This is a genomic window from Hydrogenophaga sp. OTU3427, assembly GCF_038440225.1.
GTDB lineage: Bacteria > Pseudomonadota > Gammaproteobacteria > Burkholderiales > Burkholderiaceae_C > Hydrogenophaga.
Genome location: NZ_JASATI010000008.1, coordinates 89,623 through 113,159, shown reverse-complemented (window position 1 = coordinate 113,159; position 23,537 = coordinate 89,623). Strand labels below are relative to the sequence as shown.

Here is a 23,537-nt window from a genome sequence, read left to right as displayed (position 1 = left end):
GGTGCTCATGGTGGGGCTCGTTGAAGGTGGAGAAAAGAAAACCGAAAAGTTTAGGTGACGGCGTGCGATTGGTTGAACGCGGGGCGCTGCCATTCGCCGGTCTCCAGCACCTGGCGCAGGTGTTCGACCGCGTTCCAGACGTCCTCGAAGCCGATGTAGAGCGGCGTGAAGCCGAAGCGCAGGATGTCCAGGTGCTGGCCGCCGTCGCCTTTGCGGAAGTCGCCGATCACGCCACGCGCGATCAGGGCCTGGACGATGGCGTAGGCGCCCTCGGTGCGGGTCAGGCAGACCTGCGAGCCGCGCTGGGCGTGGGCACGCGGCGTGGCCAGGCCGATGCCATTGCCGGCGCAGCGCTGTTCCACCAGCTCGATGAACAGGTCGGTCAGTGCCAGCGACTTGGCGCGCAGCGCGGCCATGCCGCCCAGGGGCTCGGCCGCCAGCAGGGTGTCCACGCCCACGTCCAGCGCCGCCATGCTGAGGATGGGCTGGGTGCCACAGAGGTAGCGCTGGATGCCGGGCGCGGGCCGGTAGTCGGGCGTGAAGGCGAAGGGCGCGGCGTGGCCCCACCAGCCGGCCAGCGGCTGCCAGAAACGTTCGGCGTGGTGCGGGTGCACCCACACAAAGGCCGGTGCGCCGGGGCCACCGTTGAGGTACTTGTAGCCACAGCCGATGGCGAAGTCGGCCTGGGCGCTTTTGAGCGCCACCGGCACGGCACCGGCGCTGTGGGCCAGGTCCCACACGGTCAGGGCACCGGCGGCCTGGGCCGCGGCGGTCACGGCGGCCATGTCGTGCATGGCGCCGGTGCGGTAGTTCACGTGGGTGAGCATCAGCACGGCGACCTGGTTGTTCAGCGCGCCAGCGATCTCGTCCGGCTCCACCAGCTGCAGGGTGCAGCCGCGCTCCTTGCACAGGGCTTCGGCGATGTAGAGGTCGGTGGGGAAGTTGCTGCGTTCGCTCAGCACCACGGTGCGCTCGGGGGCGTCCTGCCGCGCGATGGTCAGGGCCGCGCTGAGCACCTTGAACAGGTTGATGGAGGTGCCGTCGGTGGCCACCAGCTCGCCGGCGTCGGCGCCCACCAGGCGGGCGATCTTGTCGCCGATCTGTTGTGGCCACTGGAACCAGCCGGCCGAGTTCCAGGCGCGGATCAGCTCCTGGCCCCATTCCTGGGTGGTGACCTGGGCGATGCGCGCCGGCGCGGCCTGGGGCATGGCGCCCAGCGAGTTGCCGTCGAGGTAGATCACGCCCTCGGGCAGGGTGAACAGGTCGCGCAGGTGGCGCAGCGGGTCTTGCGCGTCGAGCGCGCGGCAGTCTTGTTGTGTGTGCATGTGGTCTCCGTTGTTGTTGTGGTGTTCAGGCCAGCGACCGCAGCACGGCCCGCACCGGGCTGGCGTCGGCTTCGGTGAGCTTGAGTGGCAGCGCGATCAGCTCGTAGTCGCCCTCGGGCACGGCGTCGAGCACCAGGTTCTCCAGCACCCGCATGCCGCGCTGGCGGATCACCTGGTGGCTGGAAAGAAGCTTGCTGTCGGCCGGGTCGATGCTGGCGGTGTCGATGCCGATCAGCATCACGCCCAGGTCGGCCAGGCGCGCCACGGTCTCGGGCGCGTAGGCGCTGAGCGCGCCGTCCCAGCGGTCCACCGGCATGTGTTCGTAGGTGCGCACCAGCACGCGCGGCGGCAACTGGGCCGTGGCGTGGGCGATGTGCTCCCAGGTGACCAGCGGGCCGCAACCGATGGCGTGGATCACGCGGCAGGGGCCAAGAAAGGGCTCCAGCGACACGGTGCCGATGGCCGCGCCACCCGCTTCGTAATGCAGCGGCGCGTCCGCATGGGCGCCGACGTGGGGCGACAGCGTGATGGCGCTGACGTTGACCGGGCACTCGGGCGTGATGGTGGCGCACCACTGCTGGCTGTAGCGGGTGTCGCCCGGGAACACCGGGCTGGCCGTGTGCACGGGGGGCGAGATGTCCCACAGTTGGCGCTTGTTCATGCGTGAGCCTGGTCAAAAGGTGGTGAGCTATGTCGATGATTGTATTTTTTGCTCAACTGTTATCCAATATGTTTTTGAAAATAGAATAAATTATTCATGATGCGGGCATATTGGGAGAATTTATGCAAACAGAGCTGGATAAGACCGACCTTGTGCTGCTGCAGGCCATGCAGGCCAATGCGCGGCTGACCTCGGGCGAGCTCGCGCAGGTGGCCCATCTGTCGCAGTCGCCGGCCTGGCGGCGGGTCAAACGCATGGAGGACGCCGGCATCGTCACCGGCTACCACGCCGCGCTCAACCGCCGGGCGCTCGGCTACGGCGTGCTGGCCTTCGTGCTGGTCAGCATAGACCACCAGAACGAAACGTCTTCACACGCCTTCGAGCACGCGGTGGTGGAGATTCCCGAGGTGGTCATGTTCCACGCCATTTCCGGTCCCGAGGACTTCATGCTCGTCGTGGTGGCGCGCGATCTGGACGGCTATTCCGACCTGCTGCAAAAACGCCTGCACCGCCTGCCCGGCGTGCGGCGGGTGCACACCCATTTTTCGCTGCAGGACTTCAAGGGCCAGATCGGCAACCTGCCCTTGCCCACGCCGTGAAGCCGCGCCAGTTCAGACCGCTTTCTTGACCACCGCGTAGCGCGCCAGCGTGCGTTCGCGGGCCTCGGCGTGGTCCACGATGGGCACCACATAGTCGCGCGCCAGCACGAAGTCGGCCGGTTGCAGATCGATGGGCTTGGCCAGCCAGGGCGCGTGCAGGGCGGCGTTGGGCAGCTTGGCCAGTTGCGGCAGGTAGCGGCGGATGAACTTGCCCTCGGGGTCGAACTTCTGGCTCTGGCTCACCGGGTTGAAGATGCGGAAGTAGGGCTGGGCGTCGCAGCCGGTGGAGGCCGCCCACTGCCAGCCGCCGTTGTTGGCCGAGAGGTCGAAGTCGATCAGCTTCTCGGCGAAGTAGCGCTCGCCCCAGCGCCAGTCGATCCCCAGGTCCTTGACCAGGAAACTGGCCACCACCATGCGCAGGCGGTTGTGCATGTAGCCGGTCTGGTTGATCTGGGCCATGGCAGCGTCCACCAGCGGGTAGCCGGTGCGGCCCTCGCACCAGGCCTGGAACAGCGCCTGTGCGTGTTTGCCGTGCTCCCACTTGATGGCGTCGTATTCGGGCTTGAAGGCGCTGCCTACCACGTGGGGGTGGTGGTGCAGGATCTGCATGTAGAAGTCGCGCCAGATCAACTCGCCCAACCAGGTGCTGGCGCCCTGTACGCCTTGCAGGTGCATCTGGTAGGCCACCCGCGCCAGCTGGCGGATGGACAGGGTGCCGAATCGCAGGTGCACGCTGAGGTAGCTCGGGCCCTTGACGGCGGGGAAGTCGCGTGTCTGGTGGTAGCGGTCCATGCGGTCGAGGAAGTCCTCGAACAGGCCGCGCGCGCCGTGGCTGCCGGTGGGTATCTTCAATGCCCGCAGGTTGGTGGGCTCGAAGCCGATCTCGGCCAGCGTGGGCACACCCGACGGGTGGCTGGGCGGGCAGGGCGCCAGCGCGGCGGCGTGTTTCTCCACCGGGTAGCTGTGCAGGAAAAACGGCTCCAACTTCTTGAGCCAGGCGTTCTTGTAGGGGGTGAAGACCGAAAACGCGGTGCCGGACTGCGTCAGCACCTCGCTGCGCTCGAACACCGCCTGGTCCTTGAAGTCGTGCAGCATGACGCCAGCATGGGCCAGGCTGCCGCGCACCTGGGCGTCACGCGCCAGGGCGTCGGGCTCGTCGTCGTGGTTGACGAAGACCGCCTGCACGCGCAGTTCCTCCGCCAGCCGGGGAAGCGCCTTCTGGGCGCTCGCGTGGCGCACGATCAGGCCGGTGGGCGCCTGGCCGTGGGCCAGTCCCAGGGCGCGCAGCTCGCCGTCCAGGTCCAGCAGCGAGGCCTGGATGAACTCCACCCGCCGGTCGGCGCGGGGCAGGGGGGCCAGGATGTCGGTGTCGAACACGAACACGCACCAGACCTGCTTGCAGCTCCTGAGGGCGTGGTAGAGCGCCGCTTGATCGGCCACCCGCAGGTCGCGCCGGAACCAGACCAGGCCCCTGTCGTATTTCTTCATGTGCAGGCTCTTAAAATCGGTGCATGTCATCGGATTCTGCCCCCATCAACCTCACCAACCATTTCCTCATCGCCATGCCCGGCCTGAGTGACGAGGTTTTCGGGCGCAGCGTGGTGTTCATGTGCGAACACAGCGAACGCGGTGCCCTGGGCCTGGTGATCAACAAGCCCAGCGACATCCTGCTGCCCGACCTGTTCCACAAGGTCGAGCTGGAGTTGCACCGCGACGACCTGATGAGCACCCCGGTGTTCCAGGGCGGCCCGGTGCAGACCGAGCGCGGCTTCGTGCTGCACGAGGCCGTCTCCAGCGGCGACGAGAAGGAATCGGTCTACGCCTCCACGCTGAGCATCGCCGGCGGCCTGGAGATGACCACCTCCAAGGACGTGCTCGAAGCCATGGCGGTGGGCGCCGGCCCGCACAAGGTCTTCGTGTCCCTGGGTTACGCGTCCTGGGGCCAGGGCCAGCTCGAATCCGAGATCACCGAAAACAGCTGGCTCACCGTCGAGGCCGACCCGGCGCTGATCTTCGACACCCCGGTGGAAGAGCGTTACGCCAAGGCCATGAAGCTGCTGGGCCTGGAGCCCTGGATGTTGTCGCCCGACGCCGGCCATGCCTGAGAACACCTTTCTCGCGTTCGATTACGGCACCAAGCGCACCGGCGTGGCCAGCGGCAACGTGCTGACCCGCAGCGCCACGCCCCAGCCCACGCTGGTGGCCGAGGGCGATGCCCGTTTTCCCCTGATCGCCGCCCGCCTGAAGGAATGGCAGCCCGATGCGCTGGTGGTGGGCGTGCCCTTCCACCCCGACGGTGCCCCCCATGAGAACACCGAGCGCGCGCGCAAGTTCGCCCGCCAGCTGCGCGGGCGTTTTGGCCTGCCGGTGCATGAGGTCGACGAGCGCTACAGCACCACCGAAGCCCTGGCGGCCGGCGCCAAGGACGCCGACGCCGCCTCGGCCTGCATCATCCTGGAACAGTATTTGAGGAGCCTGCCTTGACCCGAACCGACAGCCCCAGCCTGGCACTGGATGCCGAGGCGCTTTATGCCGAACTGCAACGCGGCGTGAAGGGCCTGCTGGCCCAGCAGCCCGACACCCGCCTGGTGGGCATCACCTCCGGCGGTGCCTGGCTGGCCGCCCGCCTGCAGCGCGATCTGTTGCGCCCGGGCGAGGCCGGCGTGATCTCCTCGGCCATGCACCGCGACGATTTTGCCCAGCGTGGCCTGGCGGTCAGCGCCCAGACCCGGCTGCCCTTCGACGTCAACCACGCCCACGTGCTGCTGCTCGACGACGTGCTCTACACCGGACGCACCCTGCGCGCGGTGCTCAACGAATTGTTCGACTACGGCCGCCCGGCCAGCGTGAAGCTGGCGGTGCTGGTCGACCGCGGCGGGCGCGAACTGCCCATCGGCGCCGACTTTGCCGCCGCCCGCGTGGCCTTGCCCGACACCCAGTCGCTGGAACTGGCCCAGGGCGACGACGGCCGGCTGCGCTTCGTGGTCGAAACCCAGGCGGACCGAAAGAAGTGAACCCATGATCCACCCCCGCAACCCCCAACTGAACAAGAACGGCGAGCTGGTCCACCTGCTCTCCACCGAAGGCCTGCCCAAGGCCATCCTCACGCAGATCCTGGACACCGCCGCCAACTTCGTCAGCGTCAGCGACCGCGAGGTGAAAAAGGTGCCGCTGCTGCGCGGCAAAAGCGTGTTCAACCTGTTCTTCGAGAACAGCACCCGCACCCGCACCACCTTCGACATCGCGGCCACGCGCCTGTCGGCCGACGTCTACACGCTGGACATCGCGCGCAGCTCGGCCTCCAAGGGCGAGTCGCTGCTGGACACCATCGCCAACCTGTCCGCCATGGCGGCGGACATCTTCGTCGTGCGCCACAGCGAGTCGGGCGCGCCCTACCTGATCGCCCAGCACGTGGCCCCGCACGTGCACGTGGTCAATGCCGGCGACGGTCGCCACGCCCACCCCACCCAGGGGCTGCTGGACATGTACACCATCCGCCACTTCAAGGGCGATTTCAGCAAGCTCACCGTGGCCATCGTCGGCGACGTGCTGCACTCGCGCGTGGCGCGCTCCGACATCCACGCGCTGACCACCCTGGGCTGCCCCGAGGTGCGCGTGGTGGGCCCGCGCACCCTGGTGCCCAGCGACCTGTCGCAGATGGGCGTGCGCGTGTGCCACACGCTGGAAGAAGGCATCAAGGGCGCCGACGTGGTGATCACCCTGCGCCTGCAGAACGAACGCATGAGCGGCGCGCTGCTGCCGTCCAGCCAGGAGTACGCCAAGAGCTTCGGCCTGACGCCCGAGCGCCTGGCCTGGGCCAAGCCCGATGCCATCGTCATGCACCCCGGGCCCGTCAACCGGGGCGTCGAGATCGCCTCGTCGGTGGTCGACGGCAAGCAGAGCGTGGTGCTGCCGCAGGTCACGTTCGGCATCGCCGTCCGGATGGCGGTGATGTCCATCGTCGCCGGCAACGAGGCCTGACCGTGAGCGAAGCGTCCCAACGGTTCTGGAGCCCGGCCATCCACGGCCTGCAGGCCTATGTGCCCGGCGAGCAGCCCCAGGGCGGGGGCTGGGTCAAGCTCAACACCAACGAGTGCCCCTACCCGCCGTCGCCGCTGGCGCTGCAACGCATGGCCGAGGTGGTGGACGAGCGCCTGCGCCTCTACCCCGATCCGCAGGGCCTGGCCCTGCGCGACGCCATCGCCGCCCGCTTCGGGCTGGCGCGCGCGCAGGTCTTCGTCGGCAACGGCTCCGACGAGGTGCTGGCCCATGCCTTCATGGCCCTGCTGCGCCATGGCCGGCCAGTGCTCACGCCCGACATCAGCTACTCCTTCTACCCGGTCTATTGCGACCTCTACGGCATCGAACACGTGCCGGTCCCGCTGGACCCGGATTTCCGTGTCCGCGTGGCCGACTACCGGCGGCCCAATGGCGGCATCGTGCTGCCCAACCCCAACGCGCCCACGGGCATCGCACTGCCGCTGTCGGACATCCGCGGGCTGCTGGCGCACAACCGCGACTCGGTGGTGGTGGTGGACGAGGCCTATGTGGATTTCGGCGCCGAAAGCGCGGCCACGCTGGTGAACGAGTTCCCGCAGCTGCTGGTGGTGCAGACCCTGTCCAAGTCGCGCGGGCTGGCCGGCCTGCGCGTGGGCTTCGCGCTGGGCCACCCCGACCTCATCCAGGCCCTGACCACGGTCAAGGACAGTTTCAACTCCTACCCGCTCGACCGCGTGGCCCTGGCCGGCGCCCAGGCCGCGATCGAGGACGAGGCCTATTTCCAGTCGCTCACGCGGCGCATCATCGACAGCCGCGAGTGGTTGGCCGGCCAGCTGGCCGCGCTCGGCTTTGATTGCCTGCCTTCCAGCGCCAACTTCATTTTCGCGCGCCATCCCCGGCACGACGCCGCCGGCCTGCAGCAGCGCCTGCGTGAGCACCAGGTGCTGGTGCGCCACTTCAGGCAGCCCCGCACCGCCCAGCATCTGCGCATCACGGTCGGCTCGCAAGCCGAGTGCGAGGCCCTGGTGGACGCGCTGCACGCCCTGCTGGGCCACCCCGACGAACCCACGCACCGCCCATCCGAGGTGACACAAGCATGAAGATTCTGATCAAGGGCGGTCGCGTCATCGACCCCGCCACCGGCCGCGACGAGCGCGCCGACATCGCCATCGCCGCCGGCCGCATCCTCTCGGTGGGCCAGGTGCCGGCCGACTTTCATGCCAACCGCACGGTCGATGCCGACGGCTGCATCGTCGCCCCCGGGCTGGTCGACCTCTGCGCGCGCCTGAAGGAACCGGGCCAGGAACACGAGGGCATGCTCGAGTCGGAGATGGCCGCGGCCGTGGCCGGGGGGGTGACCTCGCTGGTCTGCCCGCCCGACACCGACCCGGTGCTGGACGAACCCGGCCTGGTGGACATGCTCAAGTTCCGCGCCGAGAAGCTGCACCTGGCGCGGGTGTTTCCGCTCGGCGCGCTCACGCGTGGCCTCAAGGGCGAGGTGCTGACCGAAATGGTCGAGTTGACCGAGTCGGGCTGCATCGGTTTTGGGCAGGCCGAATTCGCCATCGTCAACACCCAGGTGCTGCAGCGTGCCCTGCAGTACGCCGCCACCTTCGGCTACACCGTGTGGCTGCGGCCACAGGATTTCTGGCTGGGCAAAGGCGTGGCGGCCAGCGGCCCGCTGGCCACGCGCATGGGCCTGGCCGGCGTGCCGGTGGCTGCCGAGGTGATCGCGCTGCACACCCTGTTCGAGCTGCTGCGCGGCGTGCACAAGGCCGGCAGCGGTGCCCGCGTGCACCTGTGCCGCCTCAGCAGCGCGGCCGGCCTCGAACTGGTGCGCCAGGCCAAGGCCGAAGGCCTGCCGGTGAGCTGTGACGTGAGCGTGCACAACCTGCACCTGACCGATGTGGACATCGGCTACTTCGACAGCCGCGCCCGGGTGACGCCGCCGGTGCGCCAGCAGCGCGACCGCGAGGCGCTGCGGGCCGGCCTGGCCGATGGTTGCATCGATGCCCTGGTGTCCGACCACAACCCGGTGGATGCCGATGCCAAGGTGCTGCCCTTTGCCGAGGCCGAGGCCGGCGCCACCGCCATCGAGTTGCTGCTGGGCCTGACCCTCAAGTGGGCCGCGCAGGATGGCGTGCCGCTGATGCGGGCCCTGGGCACGCTGACCCACCGTCCGGCCGGTGTGCTGGGCGCCAGCCTGGGCACGCTGCAGGCCAGCGTGGGCCGCATCGCCGTGGGGGGCGTGGCCGACCTGTGTGTGTTCCACCCCGGTGAACACTGGATCGTGGGCGACGACACCCTGCGCAGCCAGGGCAAACACACGCCATTTGGTGGTCACGAGCTGCCGGCCAGCGTGCGCGCCACGCTGGTGGGCGGGCAGATCGCGTTCGAACGCAGCGCGGTCACCGCGTGAGGTCGCTGCGCGCCGCCGGGGCCTTGCTGTCGGCCCTGTGGCATGTGCTGGGCGGGTTGTGGACCCTGCGCCGGCACTTTCCACGCCTGTCGCCGGCCGAGCGCGCCGACGAGGTGCGGCGCTGGTCGCGGCGCATGCTGGCCATCCTGCGGGTCGACCTGGTGGTGCTGGGCGACCCACCCACCCATGGCCCGCTGCTGCAGGTCTGCAACCACATCTCGTGGCTGGACATCCTGGTGCTCAACGCCGCGCAACCCAGCCGGTTCGTCTCCAAGGCCGACGTGCGGCACTGGCCGGTGCTGGGCGCACTGATCACCGGCGCCGGCACGCTCTACATCGAGCGCGAAAGCCGGCGCGATGCCATGCGGGTGGTGCACCACATGGCCGAGGCCCTGCGCGCCGGTGACCTGCTGTCGGTGTTTCCCGAAGGCACGACCGGGGACGGGCGCGAGCTGCTGCCCTTCCACGGCAACCTGCTGCAGGCGGCCATCACCGTCAATGTGCCGGTGCTGCCGGTGGCGCTGCGTTTTGTGTCCAGCGGCAGCGGCTTGCCCACCGACGCGCCCACCTACATTGGCGACACCACGCTGCTGGCCTCGATCTGGCGCACGTTGTGTGCCGGCGACGTGGTGGCGGAGTTGCGCTACGGCCAGCCCCAGACCGCCGGTGGCATGGACCGCCGTACCTGGGCGCAGGTGCTGCGCCGGGACATCGGGAAGATGTTGTAGGCCCACGTCGCTGCGCGTGGAAGACCGATGGCCCGTCGCCTGGTTCAGGGCTTGCCCAGGCAGGGGTGGGCCGCGATCCACGGCGCCAGCCATCGGGCCTGCCAGTCGGCGCGCGCCGCGAATTCGTCCTGGCCCACGTGCCGGTTGCCCGCCGGTGCCTCGCCCGGGAAGGGCTGCGCGCCTTCGGGGTGGAAGCAGCGGTCGTGCACCAGGCAGGACTGTCGCACCATGCCCCAGACGGCATCGCGCAAGAACCACTGGTCGATGTTGGGGGTCTCGGCACTGGGGCTGCGGTAGGCCCGCAGCAGGGCGGTCAGATCGGGCAGGACTCCGGCCACGCCGCCCCACATGCCGGCCAGCATGAGGTCGGTGTGGCTCCACCAGTCGCGCATGACGTGGAAGTGACGGTCGCTCTCCACCCATCGCTGGACCGCCAGCGCCTCGCGGGTGCCGATCACCGAGTCGGCGTCGCGCACCAGGAAGCGCCCCACGGTGGGGTCGTTGGCGGCGGCGAAGCGCCAGCAGAGTTTCTCACGCAACGGCTGTCCGGCCGGGTGTGTCACCACCTCGGCGCCCAGGCGCTGGATCAGGTCCCGGAAGTCGGCCGGCACGCTGGGGTCGACATGGCATTGCACCGTCCAGCCGGGGTAGATGTCGGGCGCCAGCAGCACGTTGCGCAGGGCGCCACGCAGGTAGGCCGGCCCTTCGCCCCAGAGCGAGAAGCTGATGACGTTGCGTTTGCCGGCCTGGCTGGCCAGGGCCTGGGGTCGCTCGGTGGGCGGCCGCCACCCGGCGGGGGCGCCACGGCTGGCCTCGTGCTTGAGCCGCAGGGCGCGGGTACCGGCCTCGGTGGCTTCGGCGTCGCGCCCGAGGTGGTGCAGGCAGATGCACAGGCCGTCGTAGGCCACATAACGCGACGGGTCGAGCCGCAGCACCTGCTCCAGCAGCGGCACCGCCTCCGCGTTGAGCCCCAGGCGGCGGTAGCTCACGCCCAGGTTGAGGGCCACTTCCACGTGGTCGGGCGTGGCGCGATGCTGCTGGGCCAGCACCTGGGCGCAGGACGCCAGGTCGCCCATCAGGAAAAGGTAGTAGGCCGCCTGCAGCGCCAGGCGCGGGTCCTTGGGGGTCTGGCGGTTGAGCGCGGCCAGGGTCGCCTGGACCGCGTCCACCGGGCGGCCGTCGGCCCAGGCGGTGCCGGCCTCGGGATTCCAGCCGGCGGGCAACGTCATCTGTTTGTTCTGGGCCATATGGGCCTCTCTCCCTGTTCATCCGGCCCCGGTGTGGCCGGCGCGGGCGCATCCTATCAGTTTTCATGTTGTGCCGCGACACGTGAAACGGCCGAGCGAGGGGCACCGCCGGGCCGGCTCTGCCGGACGGCTGGTGTTGCCCCTTGAGGGGGATGCGGCCACGCGCAGCGGGCAAGCGACGGGGTGGACTCTCGTGCTTCAGGCCTTGGCGCGGGTGAGCATGAGTTCGGTGCTGGCCTTGCGGTCGGCGTTGACCTTCAACACATGGGGCCGCTGGGCCATGCGCTGCAGGTAGTCGCGCACCGGCAGATCGGCCAGGAAGTCGCGGCCGTAGATCAGCCGGGTGGCGCTGGACACCAGCGGCAGGTGCACGATGGCCGCGCAGTCGGCCATGCTGAAGTGTTCGCCGGCGATGTGGGGCGAGAACCTGGCCAGCCGCGCAAAGGCCGCGATGTGCTTTTCAAGTTGCTGGCCGGTTTTTTCCTTGGTGTTGTCGCTGACCTTGCCGCCGAAGAAGGCCTCGGCGTAGAGGTTGCGCGCCACCAGCTCCAGGTGCAGTTCGAGGAAGGTGATGATCTCGCGCACCTTGGCCGCGGCGAAGGGGTCGGCCGGCAGCAGCGGCGGCTGCGGGTGCCGGGCCTCGATGTAGTCGAGGATGACCTGCGACTCGCACAGGCTGCCGTGTGGCGTCCTGAGGTAGGGCACCTTGCCCAGTGGCGTGGCCGCGCGGTCGCACTGGCCGATCCAGACCAGCTCCTCCTGGAAGGGCAGGTCTTTTTCGAGCAGCGCGAGTTTGACCTTGTTGTAGTAGTTGCTGGCAGAGAAGCCGCAGAGTGTCAGCATGGGTTGTCTCCTGGGGAAAAACCCATTAGAGCCTGATCCGTGCCCGGGTGTTGTCACCCATGCACCAGCTGCCGCGCCAGGCGGTTGTGCCGTTCCAGCAGCACCGGCAGGTCCAGCGTGGCGAGCCGGCCGTCGCGCACCACCACGCTGCCGTGGATCACGCTGTGTCGCACGCGGGGCACGTGGCAGAAGAACAGGGCGGCCAGCGGGTCGTGGTGGGCCCCGGCGACGCCGATCTCGTCGAGCGGGATGGTGACGATGTCGGCCGACATGCCCGGTGCCAGGGCGCCGATGTCGTCGCGGCCCAGCACACGCGCGCCGCCCAGCGTGGCCAGCTCCAGCACCTCGCGCGCGGTCAGCGCCGACGGGCCTTTTTCCGGCCCGTGGCTCACCCGCTGCAGCAGCAGCGCCAGCCGGGCTTCACCCAGCATGTGGCCGCTGTCGTTGGAGGCCGAACCGTCGACCGCGATGGACACCGGCACGCCGGCGTCGCGCATGGCGCGTATGGGCGCGGCGCCCGAGGCCAGGCGCATGTTGGAGCCCGGGCAGTGGGCCACGCCGGTGCCGGTGCTGGCGAACAGGCGGATGCCGGCTTCGTCGAGCTTGACGCAGTGGGCGTGCCACACGTCGGGCCCCACCCAGCCCAGCTGCTCGGCGTATTCGGCCGGGGTGCAGTTGAACATCTCGCGTGTGTAGGCGATGTCCTTGTCGTTCTCGGCCAGGTGGGTGTGCAGCGACACGCCGTGCGCGCGCGCGAGCAGCGCGGCGTCGCGCATCAGTTCGCGGCTGACCGAAAACGGCGAGCAGGGCGCCACCACGATGCGCTGCATGGCGTGGCGGGCCGGGTCGTGCCAGCGTTCGATCAGGCGCTGCGTTTCGCGCAGGATGGCCGGCTCGGTCTCCACCACCCGGTCCGGTGGCAGGCCGCCCTGCGACTGGCCCACGCTCATCGAACCCCGCGCCGCGTGGAAACGCATGCCGATCTCGCTGGCGGCCTCGATGCTGTCGTCCAGGCGCACCCCGTTGGGGAAGAGGTAGAGGTGGTCGCTGGTGGTGGTGCAGCCCGACAGCATCAGCTCGGCCATGGCGGTCTGGGTCGACACCCGCACCATCTCGGGCGTGAGGCCGGCCCAGATGGGGTAGAGCGTGCGCAGCCAGTCGAACAGCTCGCAGTCCTGCGCCTGGCGCACCACACGGGTGAGCGACTGGTACATGTGGTGGTGGGTGTTGACCAGGCCGGGGATGACCACCTGGTCGCGGGCGTCGATGACTTCGTCGGCCTGCGTGGGCAGATCGCTGCTGCGGCCCACGGCCTCGATCACGTGGCCGCGCACGAAGACGGCGCCGTCCTCGATCTCGCGCCGTTGGGCGTCCATGGTGACGAGCAGGCGGGCGTTCTTGATCAGCAGGGTGCTCATGGGTGACTCCAAAAAGAAAAAGGCCGGTCTGCTTGGGTGCAGACCGGCCCAACTGGCGATATTCGTGTTCTGCGACAGCTTACGCCAACGCGGTGCCTTGCCGGGGATGCCGCGGATCTGGCTCTGCCAGTCGGCTGGCATCGTCCCCTTGAGGGGGTGACGCCAGAGGCGGCGCGGGGGTGGGCCCTCTCAATGCCCGCCCTCGGCCTGCAGGGCGGCTTCGCGGGCCTCGGCCACGCTGCCCTGGGCGCCATTGAAGAACATGTTCAGGACGACGGCACTGATGGTGGTCAGCAGGATACCCGACTCCAGCAGCGGGTGCAGGCCGTGGGGCATGTGCTGGGTCCAGGCGGGGGCCACCAGCGGCACCATGCCCAAGCTGATGGAGACGGCCACGATGTAGAGGTTGTTCTTGTTGTCCTTGAAGTTCACGCCCGACAGGATGCGGATGCCGGTGGCCGCCACCATCCCGAACATCACCAGGCCTGCGCCGCCCAGCACGAATTGCGGCAGCGACTCGATCAGCGCCGCCATCTTGGGGATCAGGCCCAGCACGATCAGGATCAGGCCGCCGGCCACGCAGACGAAGCGGCTGCGCACGCCGGTCACGCCGACGAGGCCCACGTTTTGCGAAAAGCTGGTGTAGGGGAAGGTGTTGAAGATGCCGCCGATGATGGTGCCCAGGCCGTCGGTGCGCAGGCCGGCGGTGAGGCTCTGGGTGCTGAGCTTGCGCCCGGTCAGGTCGGCCAGGGCCAGGAACATGCCGGTGGATTCGATGAAGGTCACGATCATCACCAGCGTCATGGTGAGGATGAGCACCGGGTCGAAGGTGGGCATGCCGAAGGCGAAGGGCAGGACCACGTCGAACCAGTGGGCATGGGCCACCTTGTCGAAATGCATCTTGCCGGCCAGCGCCGCCACGATGCCGCCCAACACGATGCCCAGCAGCACCGAGATGTTGGCGAGGAAGCCGCGCGCGAACTTGGCGATGGCCAGGATGGCGGCGAGCACGAAGAAGGCGATGGCCATGTTGTCCAGGGCCGCGTAGCCGGCGTTGGCGATCAGCTTGCCGGGGGTCGCCGGGTCTGGGATCTTGGCCAGGAAGGCCGGCCCGCCCATGGCCCAGCCGATGCCCACCCGCATCAGGCTGATGCCGATGACGGCGATGATGGTGCCGGTCACCACCGGCGGGAAGAAGCGCAGCATGCGGCTGGCCAGCGGCGCGATGAAGATGCCGATGAAGCCGGCCGCGATGATGGCGCCGAAGATGGCGCGGGCACCTTCGGCGCCGGGCATGGATTCGGCCATGGCCACCATGGGGCCCACGGCCGCGAAGGTCACGCCCATCATCACCGGCAGCCGGATGCCGAACCACTGCGTCATGCCCAGCGACTGGATCAGCGTGACCAGGCCGCAGCAGAACAGGTCGGCCGAGATCAGCAGCGCCACCTGCTCGGGCGAGAGCTTGAGCGCGCGCCCGACGATCAGGGGCACGGCGATGGCGCCGGCGTACATGACCAGCACGTGCTGGAGTCCCAGGGTGGCGAGTTTGCCGTTGGGCAACCTTTCGTCGACAGGGTGGATGGCGTTTGACATGGCGCTTTCTCTGCGGTGGTGGACTAAATTGAGTACCAAAACTGTATACAAAACAAATCGGACCCAATATGGGTGTTTTCCCTCGGGTGGCCGGATGCGCGGCGCCATGTTTGCTGCGCTGCTGGTGCTGTCGGTGCGTTTGTGCCACACGGTGGCCACGCGGGCACGTTATCCTCTCCACTGGCGTCGGTCAGTGGCGGCCGGGCCAGCCACGTGGGCCACTTCGCGCCAGAAAGCCGTGTTCAGCGATGCGTTTGTTGTTGTGCTTCTGTTGGATCTGCCTGGGGCTGGGGTCGGCCCAGGGCGCCGAGCCGCTGCGGGTCGCCGTGGTCGGCAATGCCGCCCCCATGTCTTTCGTGGACGAGCGCGGCCGCCTGACCGGCTTCAACGTGGAACTGGCGCGTGAACTGTGCGATGCCCTGGAGCAGGCCTGCGAGTTCAAGCTGCACGATCTGAACAAGGTGATCGCCGCGGTGGCGTCGGACCAGGTCGATTTCGCCGTCGTCAGCCTGCTGGCCACGCCCGAGCGCCGCAAGCAGGTCCTGTTCACGCGGCCGCTCTACCGCTCGCTCAGCGTCTGGTTGTCGTCCCAGCCCTTTCCCGGTGCCACGGCCTCGTCCCTGACCACGGCGGTGGTGCGGGGCTCCGCCCAGCACGCCTATGCCAGCGCCAAGGGGTGGCGGCTGGTGGTCCTGGACACCCATGCCGAAGTGTTGGAGGTGATCGGGTCCGGTGCCGTCCAGGCCGCGTTGTTGCCCATGTCGACCGCCATCAACGTCATTGGTGACAAGCGCTTCGCCGCGATGGGGTGGCACTACACGCTCAACGGTGAGCAGGGCCTGTCCGGGGAGGTGGCCATCAGCGTCTCGCCCAAGAAGGCGGCGCTGCAGGAGCGCCTCAATGGCGCGATCGACAAATTGAAGCGAAATGGCCGGTTTGACCAGATCAACACCCAGTTCCTTCCGTTCAAGTTGCAGTAGACCCTGCCGGCCCTGATCCTGATGAACCACCCAGACAGCAAACCCCGTTCGGACGCCAGGCCAGGGTGGATGCCCTCCATGGTCTCCAGCAGCGTGATTTTTGGCGGTCTGGCGGCCGTGGTGCTGGTGCTGGTGATGGGGGTCGAGTTGTGGCGGGCGATGGAGCAGTCCCGGCTGCTGGCCGCGCTCAAGGAGATGCAGCTGCAGTCCATTCCCGCGTCCATGGAGGCCCAGCGGCTGGTGCGCAACCTCGAGGCCGTGCGCCTCGAAGGCGAAAAGGTGCTGGCCCAGCCGGCGGTGCGTCAGCGCATGCAATCCCTGTACGTGGTCGATGTCATCGTCGACAGCCCGGGCACCCACGACGACGCGCGGGTGGTTGGCGCGTTGAAGCGGGCGCGCAACCTGCTGGTCGAGATCGCCAGCCAGGACGGCGTCAGCGACGCGCAGCGCCGGGCGTGGTCGGACGAATCGACCGGACTGGCACGCCTGGCCGACCAGATCACCGGCGAATCGATCGAGCGCTTGAACAACGAGGTCGAGCGATCGAGGCGCGTGGTCGACAACGGCACCGACAAGCTGGTGGTGTCCCTGCTGATCCTGGCGGCGGCGCTGATCGGCTTCGTCCTGCTGCTCTACCAGGTCCTGATCCGGCGCCTGCATGGCATCAGCACCGTGCTGACCGAGATACGCGAAGGCGGATCACCCGGGCAGCGAACCCCGCTGAAGGCCTCCCGGGTGCGGGAAATCTGCAGCATCCACCACGCGATCGATCAGCTGGAAGGGCTGATCCAGGAGAACGAGTCCATCCGCGTGGGCCTGGAGAAGTTTGCCAGCACCGATGCGCTCACCGGCCTGAGCAACCGCCGCCATTTCATGACGGAAGCCGTGGCGGCCCTGGCCCGGGCCAGGCGTTCCCAGGGGGTGGTGGCGGTGGCCATCGCCGACCTGGACCACTTCAAGCGGGTCAACGACACCCATGGCCACGCGGCCGGCGACCTGGTGCTCAAGGCCGTGGGCGAACTGATGCGCGTCACCCTGCGGCAGACGGACATCTATTGCCGCTATGGGGGCGAAGAGTTCGCCTTTCTGTTCCCGGACACCGGTGTGGAAGAGGCGGGGGTGATGGCCAGCCGCCTGATCGAGGCGATGGCGTCGTTGCGCATCGACATCGGCCAGGGCGCCGAGATCGCCGTCACGCTCAGCATTGGGGTGGCGGATGTGGGTGCCCAGGACCTGGAGGCGGCGCTGAGCCGGGCCGACGCCGCCCTCTACCGCGCCAAGCTCGCCGGGCGCAACCGCGTCGAGTACGCGCCCGAGACGGCCCCGCTGGCGGCCTGATTCCCCTCGGAACGCAAACACGTTCTCAGGTGGCCGGGGCCAGGGCCGTGCCCACCAGGCGCTCGAACGAGGGGGCGTCGCAGGGGCGGCCAAACAGATAGCCCTGGTAGCTCAGGCAGCCCAGCGCGGCCAGCATGTCCCGTTGCGCCGGTGTCTCGACGCCCTCGGCGATCACGTCCAGGCCCAGGCTGGTCGCCAGCGAGATCACCAGCTTGGCGATGGCCTCGTCGCTGGGGTCGACCAGGATGTCGCGCACGAAACTGCTGTCGATCTTCAATTGGTCCAGCGGCAGGCGCTTGAGGTAGCTCAGCGACGAGAAGCCGGTGCCGAAATCGTCCAGCGCGAACCGGATGCCGTCGGCCTGCAAGGCCACCATCTTCGCGGCGATGCCATCGATGTCCGAGATCAGCACACTTTCCGTCAGTTCCAGTTTCAGGCATCGCGGCCGTATCCGCGACGCGTGGATGGCGGCGCGCACCTGATCAACGAAGTCGGGCTGCTGGATCTGCCGCGCGCTGATGTTGACAGCCACCGTGAGGTCCGACAGACCCGGTGTGGTGGACCAGGCCGCCAGCTGCTTGCAGGCCGCGCGGATCACCCAGTTGCCCAGTGGCAGGATCAGGCCCGACTCCTCCGCCATGGGAATGAAGGCCGCCGGCGAGACCAGGCCACGCTGCGGGTGTTGCCACCGCACCAGGGCCTCGGCCCCGACCAGTGCGCCGCTGGCGTTGACCTGGGGCTGGAAATGCAGCGCCATCTGGTGGCCTTCGATGGCGGCACGCAGATCGTTCTCCAGCGCGGCGCGGTAGGCCACCTCGGCGTCCATGGCGGCGTCGAAGAAGCGCAACCCGTTGCGCCCGCCACCCTTGGCCTGGTACATCGCCAGGTCGGCCTGCCGCAGGATTTCATCGACGCTGTGCCGGTGGTCGTGGAACAGCGTGATGCCGATGCTTGGCGTGGTGTGGCATTCCGAGGCCTTGACGGTGTAGGGCGTGCCGATGGCGGCCAGCAGCTTGGCGCCCACCGTCTTCGCGTAGCTGGCGGCGGTGTCGGCCTTGTCGGACAGGTCGCTGAGCATCACCACGAACTCGTCCCCGCCCAGGCGCGCCACGGTGTCGCTGGCCCGCACCTCGCCCGCCACCCGGGTCGCCACCTGCTTGAGCAGCAGGTCGCCGAAGTCGTGTCCGAGGGTGTCGTTGATGGTCTTGAAATTGTCCAGATCGATGAACAGGACGGCGCCGTGCTGGCCCGTGCGCTGGCTGCTGGCCAGGGCCTGGCTCAGCCGGTCGATCAGCGTGCGCCGGTTGGCCAGCCCGGTCAGCGCGTCGTAGTAGGCCAGGGCCTTGATCTTGTCCTCGGCCTCCTTGCGGAAGGTGATGTCCGACAGCGTCGAGACGTAGTTGTCCAGGCGCCCGGCGGCGTCCCTGACGGCGGTGATCGTCAGCCATTGCGGGTAGATCTCGCCGTTCTTGCGGCGGTTCCAGATCTCGCCCTGCCAGGCGTCGTGCTGTTCGAGTGCCCGGTACATCCCGGCGTAGAACTCGGCGTCGTGGTGCCCGGAGCGGAACAGCCGGGGTGTCTGCCCCACGGCGTCCTCGGCGCTGTACCCGGTGATGGCGGTGAAGGCCTGGTTGACACGCAGGATGACCTGGTGGGCGTCGGTGACGATCATGCCCTCCTGGGCTTCGAAAGCGGCGGCGGCCACCCGCATGTAGCGGTCGGCCCGCCGCTGCTCGGTGGTGTCGCGCAGCGTGGCCACCAGCCCCGCCACGTCGCCATGTGGGGTGCGGAAGACGTTGGCGCTGAACAGGGTGTGTTTCACCTCGCCCGCGCTGTCGCGCGTGTCCAGTTCGATGTTGACGACCTGGCCCTGTTGGTAGGCCTGGTCCAGCGCCGCGCGCGCGGCATCGGGGTCGGCACAAACCAGCGCATAGGCCAGCCCGAGCGTGTGATCCCGCGCCAGGCCGGTGAGGGTTTCGAAGGCGGGATTGGCGTCGGTGATCAGGCCTTCGCGGTTGATGGCGATCAGGGGGTCCAGGCTGGACGCCAGCAGGCTCTTGGAGTACTGCAGGGCCGCCTGGGCCTGCAGTTCCGCGCGGGTCCGCTCGCCCACTTCGCGCTGCAGGGCGGCATTGGTGTTCATGTGCGAGCCGATTTCCGCCCGCATGCGTCGTTCGTTGCGGGCATTGACATGGACCACCACGCCCGCCAGCAGCATGGCCAGTCCAGCCAGCAGAAACAGCACGGCGCCCTCGAGGGCCAGGTCGGCGGCGTCGTCCAGGGTGGCCGTTCCCACCAGCACGTAGAAAGGCAGATCCCGCAGGCGCCGGTAGGCGTTGCTGCGCTCGATGCCGTCCAGCGCCGTTGCGGCGATGTACTCGCCCGCCATGGGTTGTGCCTGGAGGTGGGTCAACAGCTCCTTTGACACGTTCCGGCTGCCGATGGCGCCCTTGGTGTCGGGGAAACGGTGCACCAGGGCCAGGTCGGTGGTCCGTATGGTGGCCGCGCCCTGGTCGCCCAGTTCCGCCACGGACAGGATCTGCTCGAAGAACGCGGTCCGGAAATTCGCGTAGATCACGCCCGCGAAGTGCCCGTCCCGCGTCAGCAGCGGGCGCGCCAGCACGATGATCCACTGGTTGTATTGGCGCCCCTTGAGCGGCCCGTCGATGACGCGGCCGATGCCGGGTTGGTCGCGCAGGCGCTGGAAGAACGCGCGGTCGCTGTAGTCCATGCGCTGTTCGGGCATCTGGTCGCTGGCGAAGCGCAGGACCCCGTGCCGGTCCGTGACGCGCACCGCATAGGCCTCTGGCGCCAGCCGGGCCAGCCCATGCACGTGCGCGCCCAGCGCGTCCTGGGTCGCCTTCTGCCATTCGCCATCGGCGCCCAGTTCCACATCCAGCAACTGCGCGGCCTGCAGCACCGCGTCCACCTTCTCGAAGGCTCCCGTGATGGACTGGTCCAGGAGCCGGGCGATGTTCTGGGTGCTGGTGCTGGCGTTTTCGCGCAGGCGCTGCCGGTCCCGGTGCAACGTGAAGCCCGCCAGCCCGAAGACAACAGCGGCCACCACGAGCAGAAACGCCACGCGGGGAAAGCGGCCGACCCGATCGGCAGGCAGGTGGGGAAAGGTCCAGGCCATGGTTTGAACGCACGCGGGCAGGTCGCCGCGCGAGTGCGCCGCGTGCCTGCCTGCAAGGGTTGAAAGGGGGGCGCTCGGCCACCGGACCGGGGCCTGGTGGCCCGACCCCGGTGCCCGGCGGCTGTGGCGATTGTCGTGGGCAATACCTCCCGGAAGGTGGCCGCCGGTTTGACGCTGATCAAACCTTGTCCACTTGGTTGCGCGACTGCGCTAGAGTTTCGCCATCGGGGGGGTTACCGCGCATCAGGAGACCGTGTGCGATTCACGCTCAAAATCAAGCTGACCTTGGCGGCATGCGCCACCGTGCTGGCGTCCATCGGCGCGGTCTATCTGGTGCAGCGCGGGCAACTGGAGGAGGACGCCCGCCGCCTCTTCGCCAGCGAGCAGGAGTCGCTGGCCTTCAGCCTGGCGCGCGACCTGAACGACAAGCTCGATCTGCACGTCGACATGCTGACCCAGGCCGCGGCGCTGGTCGATGCCGAGGACCTGTCGACCCCGGCCGCACGCGAGGCGTTCCTGCACCGTGTCACCGGCTTGAAGACCTGGTTCGACGGCATCGCCATCGTGGGCCTGAGCGGCGAGGTGCTGCTGAACCACCCGCCTTACCCGCCGGGCACCCGCATCCACATCGGTGACCGTCCGTATTTCAAGGACGCCCTGGCCAGCCAGCGTCCCACGATTTCAGCGCCCCTGCGTTCCCGCTCCACCGGTGGGCCCACGGTGCTGATGGTCGCGCCGATACGGGATGCGGCGAAGCGCCCGACAGGGTTCCTGGCGGTGGGCCTCGACCTCCTGCGCCCCAATGTGCTGGGGCGCATGAACCAGCACCCGGTGGGGCAGACCGGACACATCGAGATCACCACCCGTGGCCAGGACCGCGTCTACGTGGTGCACCCTGACGCCGGCATGATCCTGGCGCCTGCGCGCGACACCGCGGCCTCCAGCGACTGGCTGGTGTCCCGCGTCGCCCTGTCCACCGTGCCGTGGGAATTGCAGGTGATGCTGCCGGCCTGGGAGGCCCGCGCGCCGGCGCTGGAAGCCCAGCGCCGCATGGCGCGGGTGCTGCTCATCGTGGGTGGGGCGGCGGCCCTGCTGGCCTGGCTGGGCGCGGCCTGGCTGCTGCGGCCCCTGCACCGGCTCAGCGACACGATCCGGCTGCTGCGCCGCGCCCCCGATGCGCCGGTGCGGCTGGACACCAGCGGACAAGACGAGCGGGGCGACCTGGCACGGGAATTCCAGTCGCTGATCGACGAGCTGCAGGAGCGCCAGCAGGAACTGGCGGCGGTCAGCGCGGCCTCGCCGCTGGGCCTGTTCCGCACCGACACCGAAGGGGACATCACCTGGGTCAACGAGGCCTTTCTGCAGATGCACGGCCTGGCGCACGGCGAGATGGCGCGCGGCTGGCTGCTGCTGCTGCCACCGGAGCGGCGTGAGGCCACCTGGGATGCCTGGCGCGAGGTCATCGGCCGGGCCGAGCCGTCGCGGGTGCAGATGCGCATGCAACTGCGCGGCGGTGGCGAGCGGCATTTCGAGATACGGACGGCGCCGCTGCTGCACCACGGTCAACTGGCGGGCCACGCCGGCACCGTGACCGACGTCAGCGAGCGTGTCGAGGGCGGTCGGGCGCAGCGCATGCTGGCGGCCGTGCTGGACGCGACGTCCGATTTTGTCGTCCAGACCGACGCCTCGGGGCAGGTCCAGTACATGAACCCGGCCGCCCGGCGCGTGCTGGCCATGGCCGAGGACCAGCCGGTGGAGCAGCACCATTTCAGCGAGTTCAACACGTCGGAGACCAACGCGCTGTTCGGGCAGGTGATCGTGCCCGCCCTGCGCGACCAGGGCGTCTGGCTGGGCGAGACCACGGTCCGGGTGGCGCAGGGGCGCGTGCTGCCCGTCAGCCACATGGTCATCGCCCACCGCGACCGGAACGGCCGCGTCGAGCGCTATTCGGCGATCATGCGGGACATCTCCGCGCAGCGCGACGCCCAGCAGGAGGCCCAACGCCAGGGCAGCACCATGCAGGCCGTGGCCGAGGCCATTCCCGCCATCGTGGCGGTGGTGGGCAAGGACGAACGCTACCGTTTCGTCAACCAGGCGTTCGAACGCTGGCGCGGGGTGTCGCGCGACAAGTTGCTGGGGCGCAGCCTGCTGGACGTGCTGGGCGACGAGGACTATGCGCGCAGCCACGGCTGGGCGACGCGGGCACTGGCCGGCGAATCGGTCCAGTTCGAGCGTGGGTACCACGCCGACAAGGGCGGCCGCCACCTGAGCATCACCTACATCCCCTTGCGCCTGGGGGACGGCGGCGTGGACGGCTTCGTGGGCGTCGCGCTGGACATCACCTCGCACCGCCAGCGCGAAGCGGATCTGACCGAGATGGCGCAGCGGGATGCCCTGACCGGGCTGTTCAACCGCGTCGGCTTCGGGGGCTGGCTGCAGGCGCGCGTGGCCGCCGGTGAAGGCCTGGAGATCGCCTTGCTCTACATCGATCTGGACCACTTCAAGCCGGTCAACGACCGCTACGGCCACCCCGTGGGGGACCGGCTCCTGCGGCAGTTTGCCGTGCGCCTGCGCGAAACGGTGCGCCCCACCGACGCGGTGGCGCGCCTGGGTGGCGACGAGTTCGCCGTGGCCCTGGCCGGCGTGCGCGAGCCGGCGCACGCGCGCCTCGTCGCCGACAAGGTGCTGGCGGCGGCCCACCGGCCCTTCGAGGTCGATGGCCTCGCCTTGGGCATTGGCGCAAGCGTGGGCGTGGCCGTGGGCGTGCAGCCCGGCGACAGCGTGGACGACCTGGTCCGTCGGGCCGACGAACAACTGTACGCCGCCAAGGCGCAGGGGCGCGGCCGGGCCGTGGGCTGACTGGCCCAGGCCGGCCGTGCCCAGGCTCAGCGCGGCTCGGCCATCACCAGCAGCACGCGGGCCGGGTGTTCACCGTGGTTGACCAGGCGCCGCGCCTCGCCCGGCGCGATGCGGCAGCTGTCCAGGGCGCGCAGTGTTTCGGTGCGGGTGCTGCCGTCCGGCAGCACGCCGGTGAACGCCAGCTCGCCTTCCAGCACGACGTAGAACTTCTCCAGCGCCGAGGCACTGAGCGTGGTGCAGCCCGAGGGAGCGACCACCGACAGACCGATCCAGGCGGTGTCGGCCGGCCCGGCCTCTCGGCCTTGCAGGCGGCGCATCTCGAAGCCGGCGTGGCCCGGCGCGTCGTAGGCGGGTGCGTCGTGGTGGCGGACCAGGTGCATGGCGTGTTC

20 protein-coding genes are annotated in these 23,537 nt (G+C 69.1%); 11 read left to right on the top strand and 9 right to left on the bottom strand.

Annotated elements, in window-relative coordinates:
- Positions 1-50 precede the first annotated feature (50 nt).
- Entirely contained in the window at positions 51-1,325 is a 1,275-nt protein-coding gene (gene kynU, locus AAHB17_RS07250) for a kynureninase (protein WP_342129862.1), read from the bottom strand.
- Between the two features lie 25 nt (positions 1,326-1,350).
- A complete protein-coding gene (gene kynB, locus AAHB17_RS07245) occupies positions 1,351-1,986 on the bottom strand; it encodes an arylformamidase (protein WP_342129860.1) in 636 nt (211 codons plus the stop codon).
- Between the two features lie 122 nt (positions 1,987-2,108).
- Between kynB and AAHB17_RS07240 the strand changes: the two genes are divergently transcribed.
- Complete coding sequence (locus AAHB17_RS07240; RefSeq protein ID WP_342129858.1) at positions 2,109-2,585, top strand: Lrp/AsnC family transcriptional regulator; 477 nt, start codon at positions 2,109-2,111, stop codon at positions 2,583-2,585.
- A 12-nt stretch (positions 2,586-2,597) separates the two neighbouring features.
- Here AAHB17_RS07240 and AAHB17_RS07235 read toward each other — a convergent pair whose 3' ends face one another.
- On the bottom strand, positions 2,598-4,073 hold the full coding sequence (locus AAHB17_RS07235) for a cryptochrome/photolyase family protein (protein WP_342129857.1): 1,476 nt from the start codon (positions 4,071-4,073) through the stop codon (positions 2,598-2,600).
- Positions 4,074-4,096: 23 nt separating this feature from the next.
- Between AAHB17_RS07235 and AAHB17_RS07230 the strand changes: the two genes are divergently transcribed.
- Genes AAHB17_RS07230 through AAHB17_RS07200 form a run of 7 tightly spaced genes read left to right on the top strand, consistent with a single transcriptional unit; the run spans position 4,097 to position 9,731 of the window.
- A complete protein-coding gene (locus AAHB17_RS07230; RefSeq protein ID WP_342129856.1) occupies positions 4,097-4,690 on the top strand; it encodes a YqgE/AlgH family protein in 594 nt (197 codons plus the stop codon).
- The gene (gene ruvX, locus AAHB17_RS07225; protein WP_342129854.1) at positions 4,683-5,069 is read left to right on the top strand and encodes a Holliday junction resolvase RuvX; all 387 of its coding nucleotides are present in this window, start codon (positions 4,683-4,685) and stop codon (positions 5,067-5,069) included. Before AAHB17_RS07230 ends, ruvX begins: the two co-directional genes overlap by 8 nt.
- Positions 5,066-5,599 carry a bifunctional pyr operon transcriptional regulator/uracil phosphoribosyltransferase PyrR gene (pyrR, locus tag AAHB17_RS07220; RefSeq protein WP_342129852.1) on the top strand — a complete coding sequence of 178 codons (534 nt, stop codon included), beginning with the start codon at positions 5,066-5,068 and terminating at the stop codon, positions 5,597-5,599. Before ruvX ends, pyrR begins: the two co-directional genes overlap by 4 nt.
- Before the next feature lie 4 nt (positions 5,600-5,603).
- Positions 5,604-6,566 (top strand): aspartate carbamoyltransferase catalytic subunit, encoded by a 963-nt coding sequence (locus AAHB17_RS07215; protein ID WP_342129851.1) that lies wholly within the window; start codon positions 5,604-5,606, stop codon positions 6,564-6,566.
- 2 nt (positions 6,567-6,568) lie between these two features.
- Positions 6,569-7,684, top strand: a complete 1,116-nt coding sequence (gene hisC, locus AAHB17_RS07210; RefSeq protein ID WP_342129850.1) for a histidinol-phosphate transaminase — start codon at positions 6,569-6,571, stop codon at positions 7,682-7,684.
- Positions 7,681-9,003, top strand: coding sequence for a dihydroorotase (locus AAHB17_RS07205; protein ID WP_342129849.1), 1,323 nt, complete (start codon positions 7,681-7,683; stop codon positions 9,001-9,003). The genes hisC and AAHB17_RS07205 overlap by 4 nt, the downstream gene beginning before the upstream one ends.
- Entirely contained in the window at positions 9,000-9,731 is a 732-nt protein-coding gene (locus tag AAHB17_RS07200) for a lysophospholipid acyltransferase family protein (RefSeq protein WP_342129848.1), read from the top strand. Before AAHB17_RS07205 ends, AAHB17_RS07200 begins: the two co-directional genes overlap by 4 nt.
- 44 nt (positions 9,732-9,775) lie before the next feature.
- On the opposite strand, the gene AAHB17_RS07195 is transcribed toward AAHB17_RS07200, so the two are convergent.
- From AAHB17_RS07195 to AAHB17_RS07180, 4 genes are all read right to left on the bottom strand, one after another.
- The gene (locus AAHB17_RS07195) at positions 9,776-10,978 is read right to left on the bottom strand and encodes a hypothetical protein (protein ID WP_342129847.1); all 1,203 of its coding nucleotides are present in this window, start codon (positions 10,976-10,978) and stop codon (positions 9,776-9,778) included.
- A 198-nt stretch (positions 10,979-11,176) separates the two neighbouring features.
- Positions 11,177-11,821, bottom strand: a complete 645-nt coding sequence (locus tag AAHB17_RS07190; protein ID WP_342129846.1) for a glutathione S-transferase — start codon at positions 11,819-11,821, stop codon at positions 11,177-11,179.
- Between the two features lie 53 nt (positions 11,822-11,874).
- A complete protein-coding gene (locus tag AAHB17_RS07185; RefSeq protein WP_342129845.1) occupies positions 11,875-13,239 on the bottom strand; it encodes an 8-oxoguanine deaminase in 1,365 nt (454 codons plus the stop codon).
- A gap of 189 nt (positions 13,240-13,428) precedes the next feature.
- A complete protein-coding gene (locus tag AAHB17_RS07180; protein WP_342129843.1) occupies positions 13,429-14,835 on the bottom strand; it encodes a nucleobase:cation symporter-2 family protein in 1,407 nt (468 codons plus the stop codon).
- A gap of 248 nt (positions 14,836-15,083) precedes the next feature.
- On the opposite strand from AAHB17_RS07180, the gene AAHB17_RS07175 reads away from it, so the two are divergent.
- Both AAHB17_RS07175 and AAHB17_RS07170 read left to right on the top strand, forming a co-directional pair.
- Entirely contained in the window at positions 15,084-15,815 is a 732-nt protein-coding gene (locus AAHB17_RS07175; RefSeq protein ID WP_342129842.1) for a substrate-binding periplasmic protein, read from the top strand.
- Positions 15,816-15,836: 21 nt separating this feature from the next.
- Complete coding sequence (locus AAHB17_RS07170; protein WP_342129840.1) at positions 15,837-17,153, top strand: GGDEF domain-containing protein; 1,317 nt, start codon at positions 15,837-15,839, stop codon at positions 17,151-17,153.
- 25 nt (positions 17,154-17,178) lie between these two features.
- Here the strand turns inward: AAHB17_RS07170 and AAHB17_RS07165 are convergent, their stop codons facing one another.
- A complete protein-coding gene (locus AAHB17_RS07165; protein WP_342129839.1) occupies positions 17,179-20,289 on the bottom strand; it encodes a bifunctional diguanylate cyclase/phosphodiesterase in 3,111 nt (1,036 codons plus the stop codon).
- 255 nt (positions 20,290-20,544) lie between these two features.
- On the opposite strand from AAHB17_RS07165, the gene AAHB17_RS07160 reads away from it, so the two are divergent.
- Positions 20,545-23,148 carry a PAS domain-containing protein gene (locus AAHB17_RS07160; protein ID WP_342129838.1) on the top strand — a complete coding sequence of 868 codons (2,604 nt, stop codon included), beginning with the start codon at positions 20,545-20,547 and terminating at the stop codon, positions 23,146-23,148.
- Positions 23,149-23,174: 26 nt separating this feature from the next.
- Here AAHB17_RS07160 and AAHB17_RS07155 read toward each other — a convergent pair whose 3' ends face one another.
- Entirely contained in the window at positions 23,175-23,528 is a 354-nt protein-coding gene (locus AAHB17_RS07155; protein ID WP_342129837.1) for a cupin domain-containing protein, read from the bottom strand.
- Between the last annotated feature and the right edge of the window lie 9 nt (positions 23,529-23,537).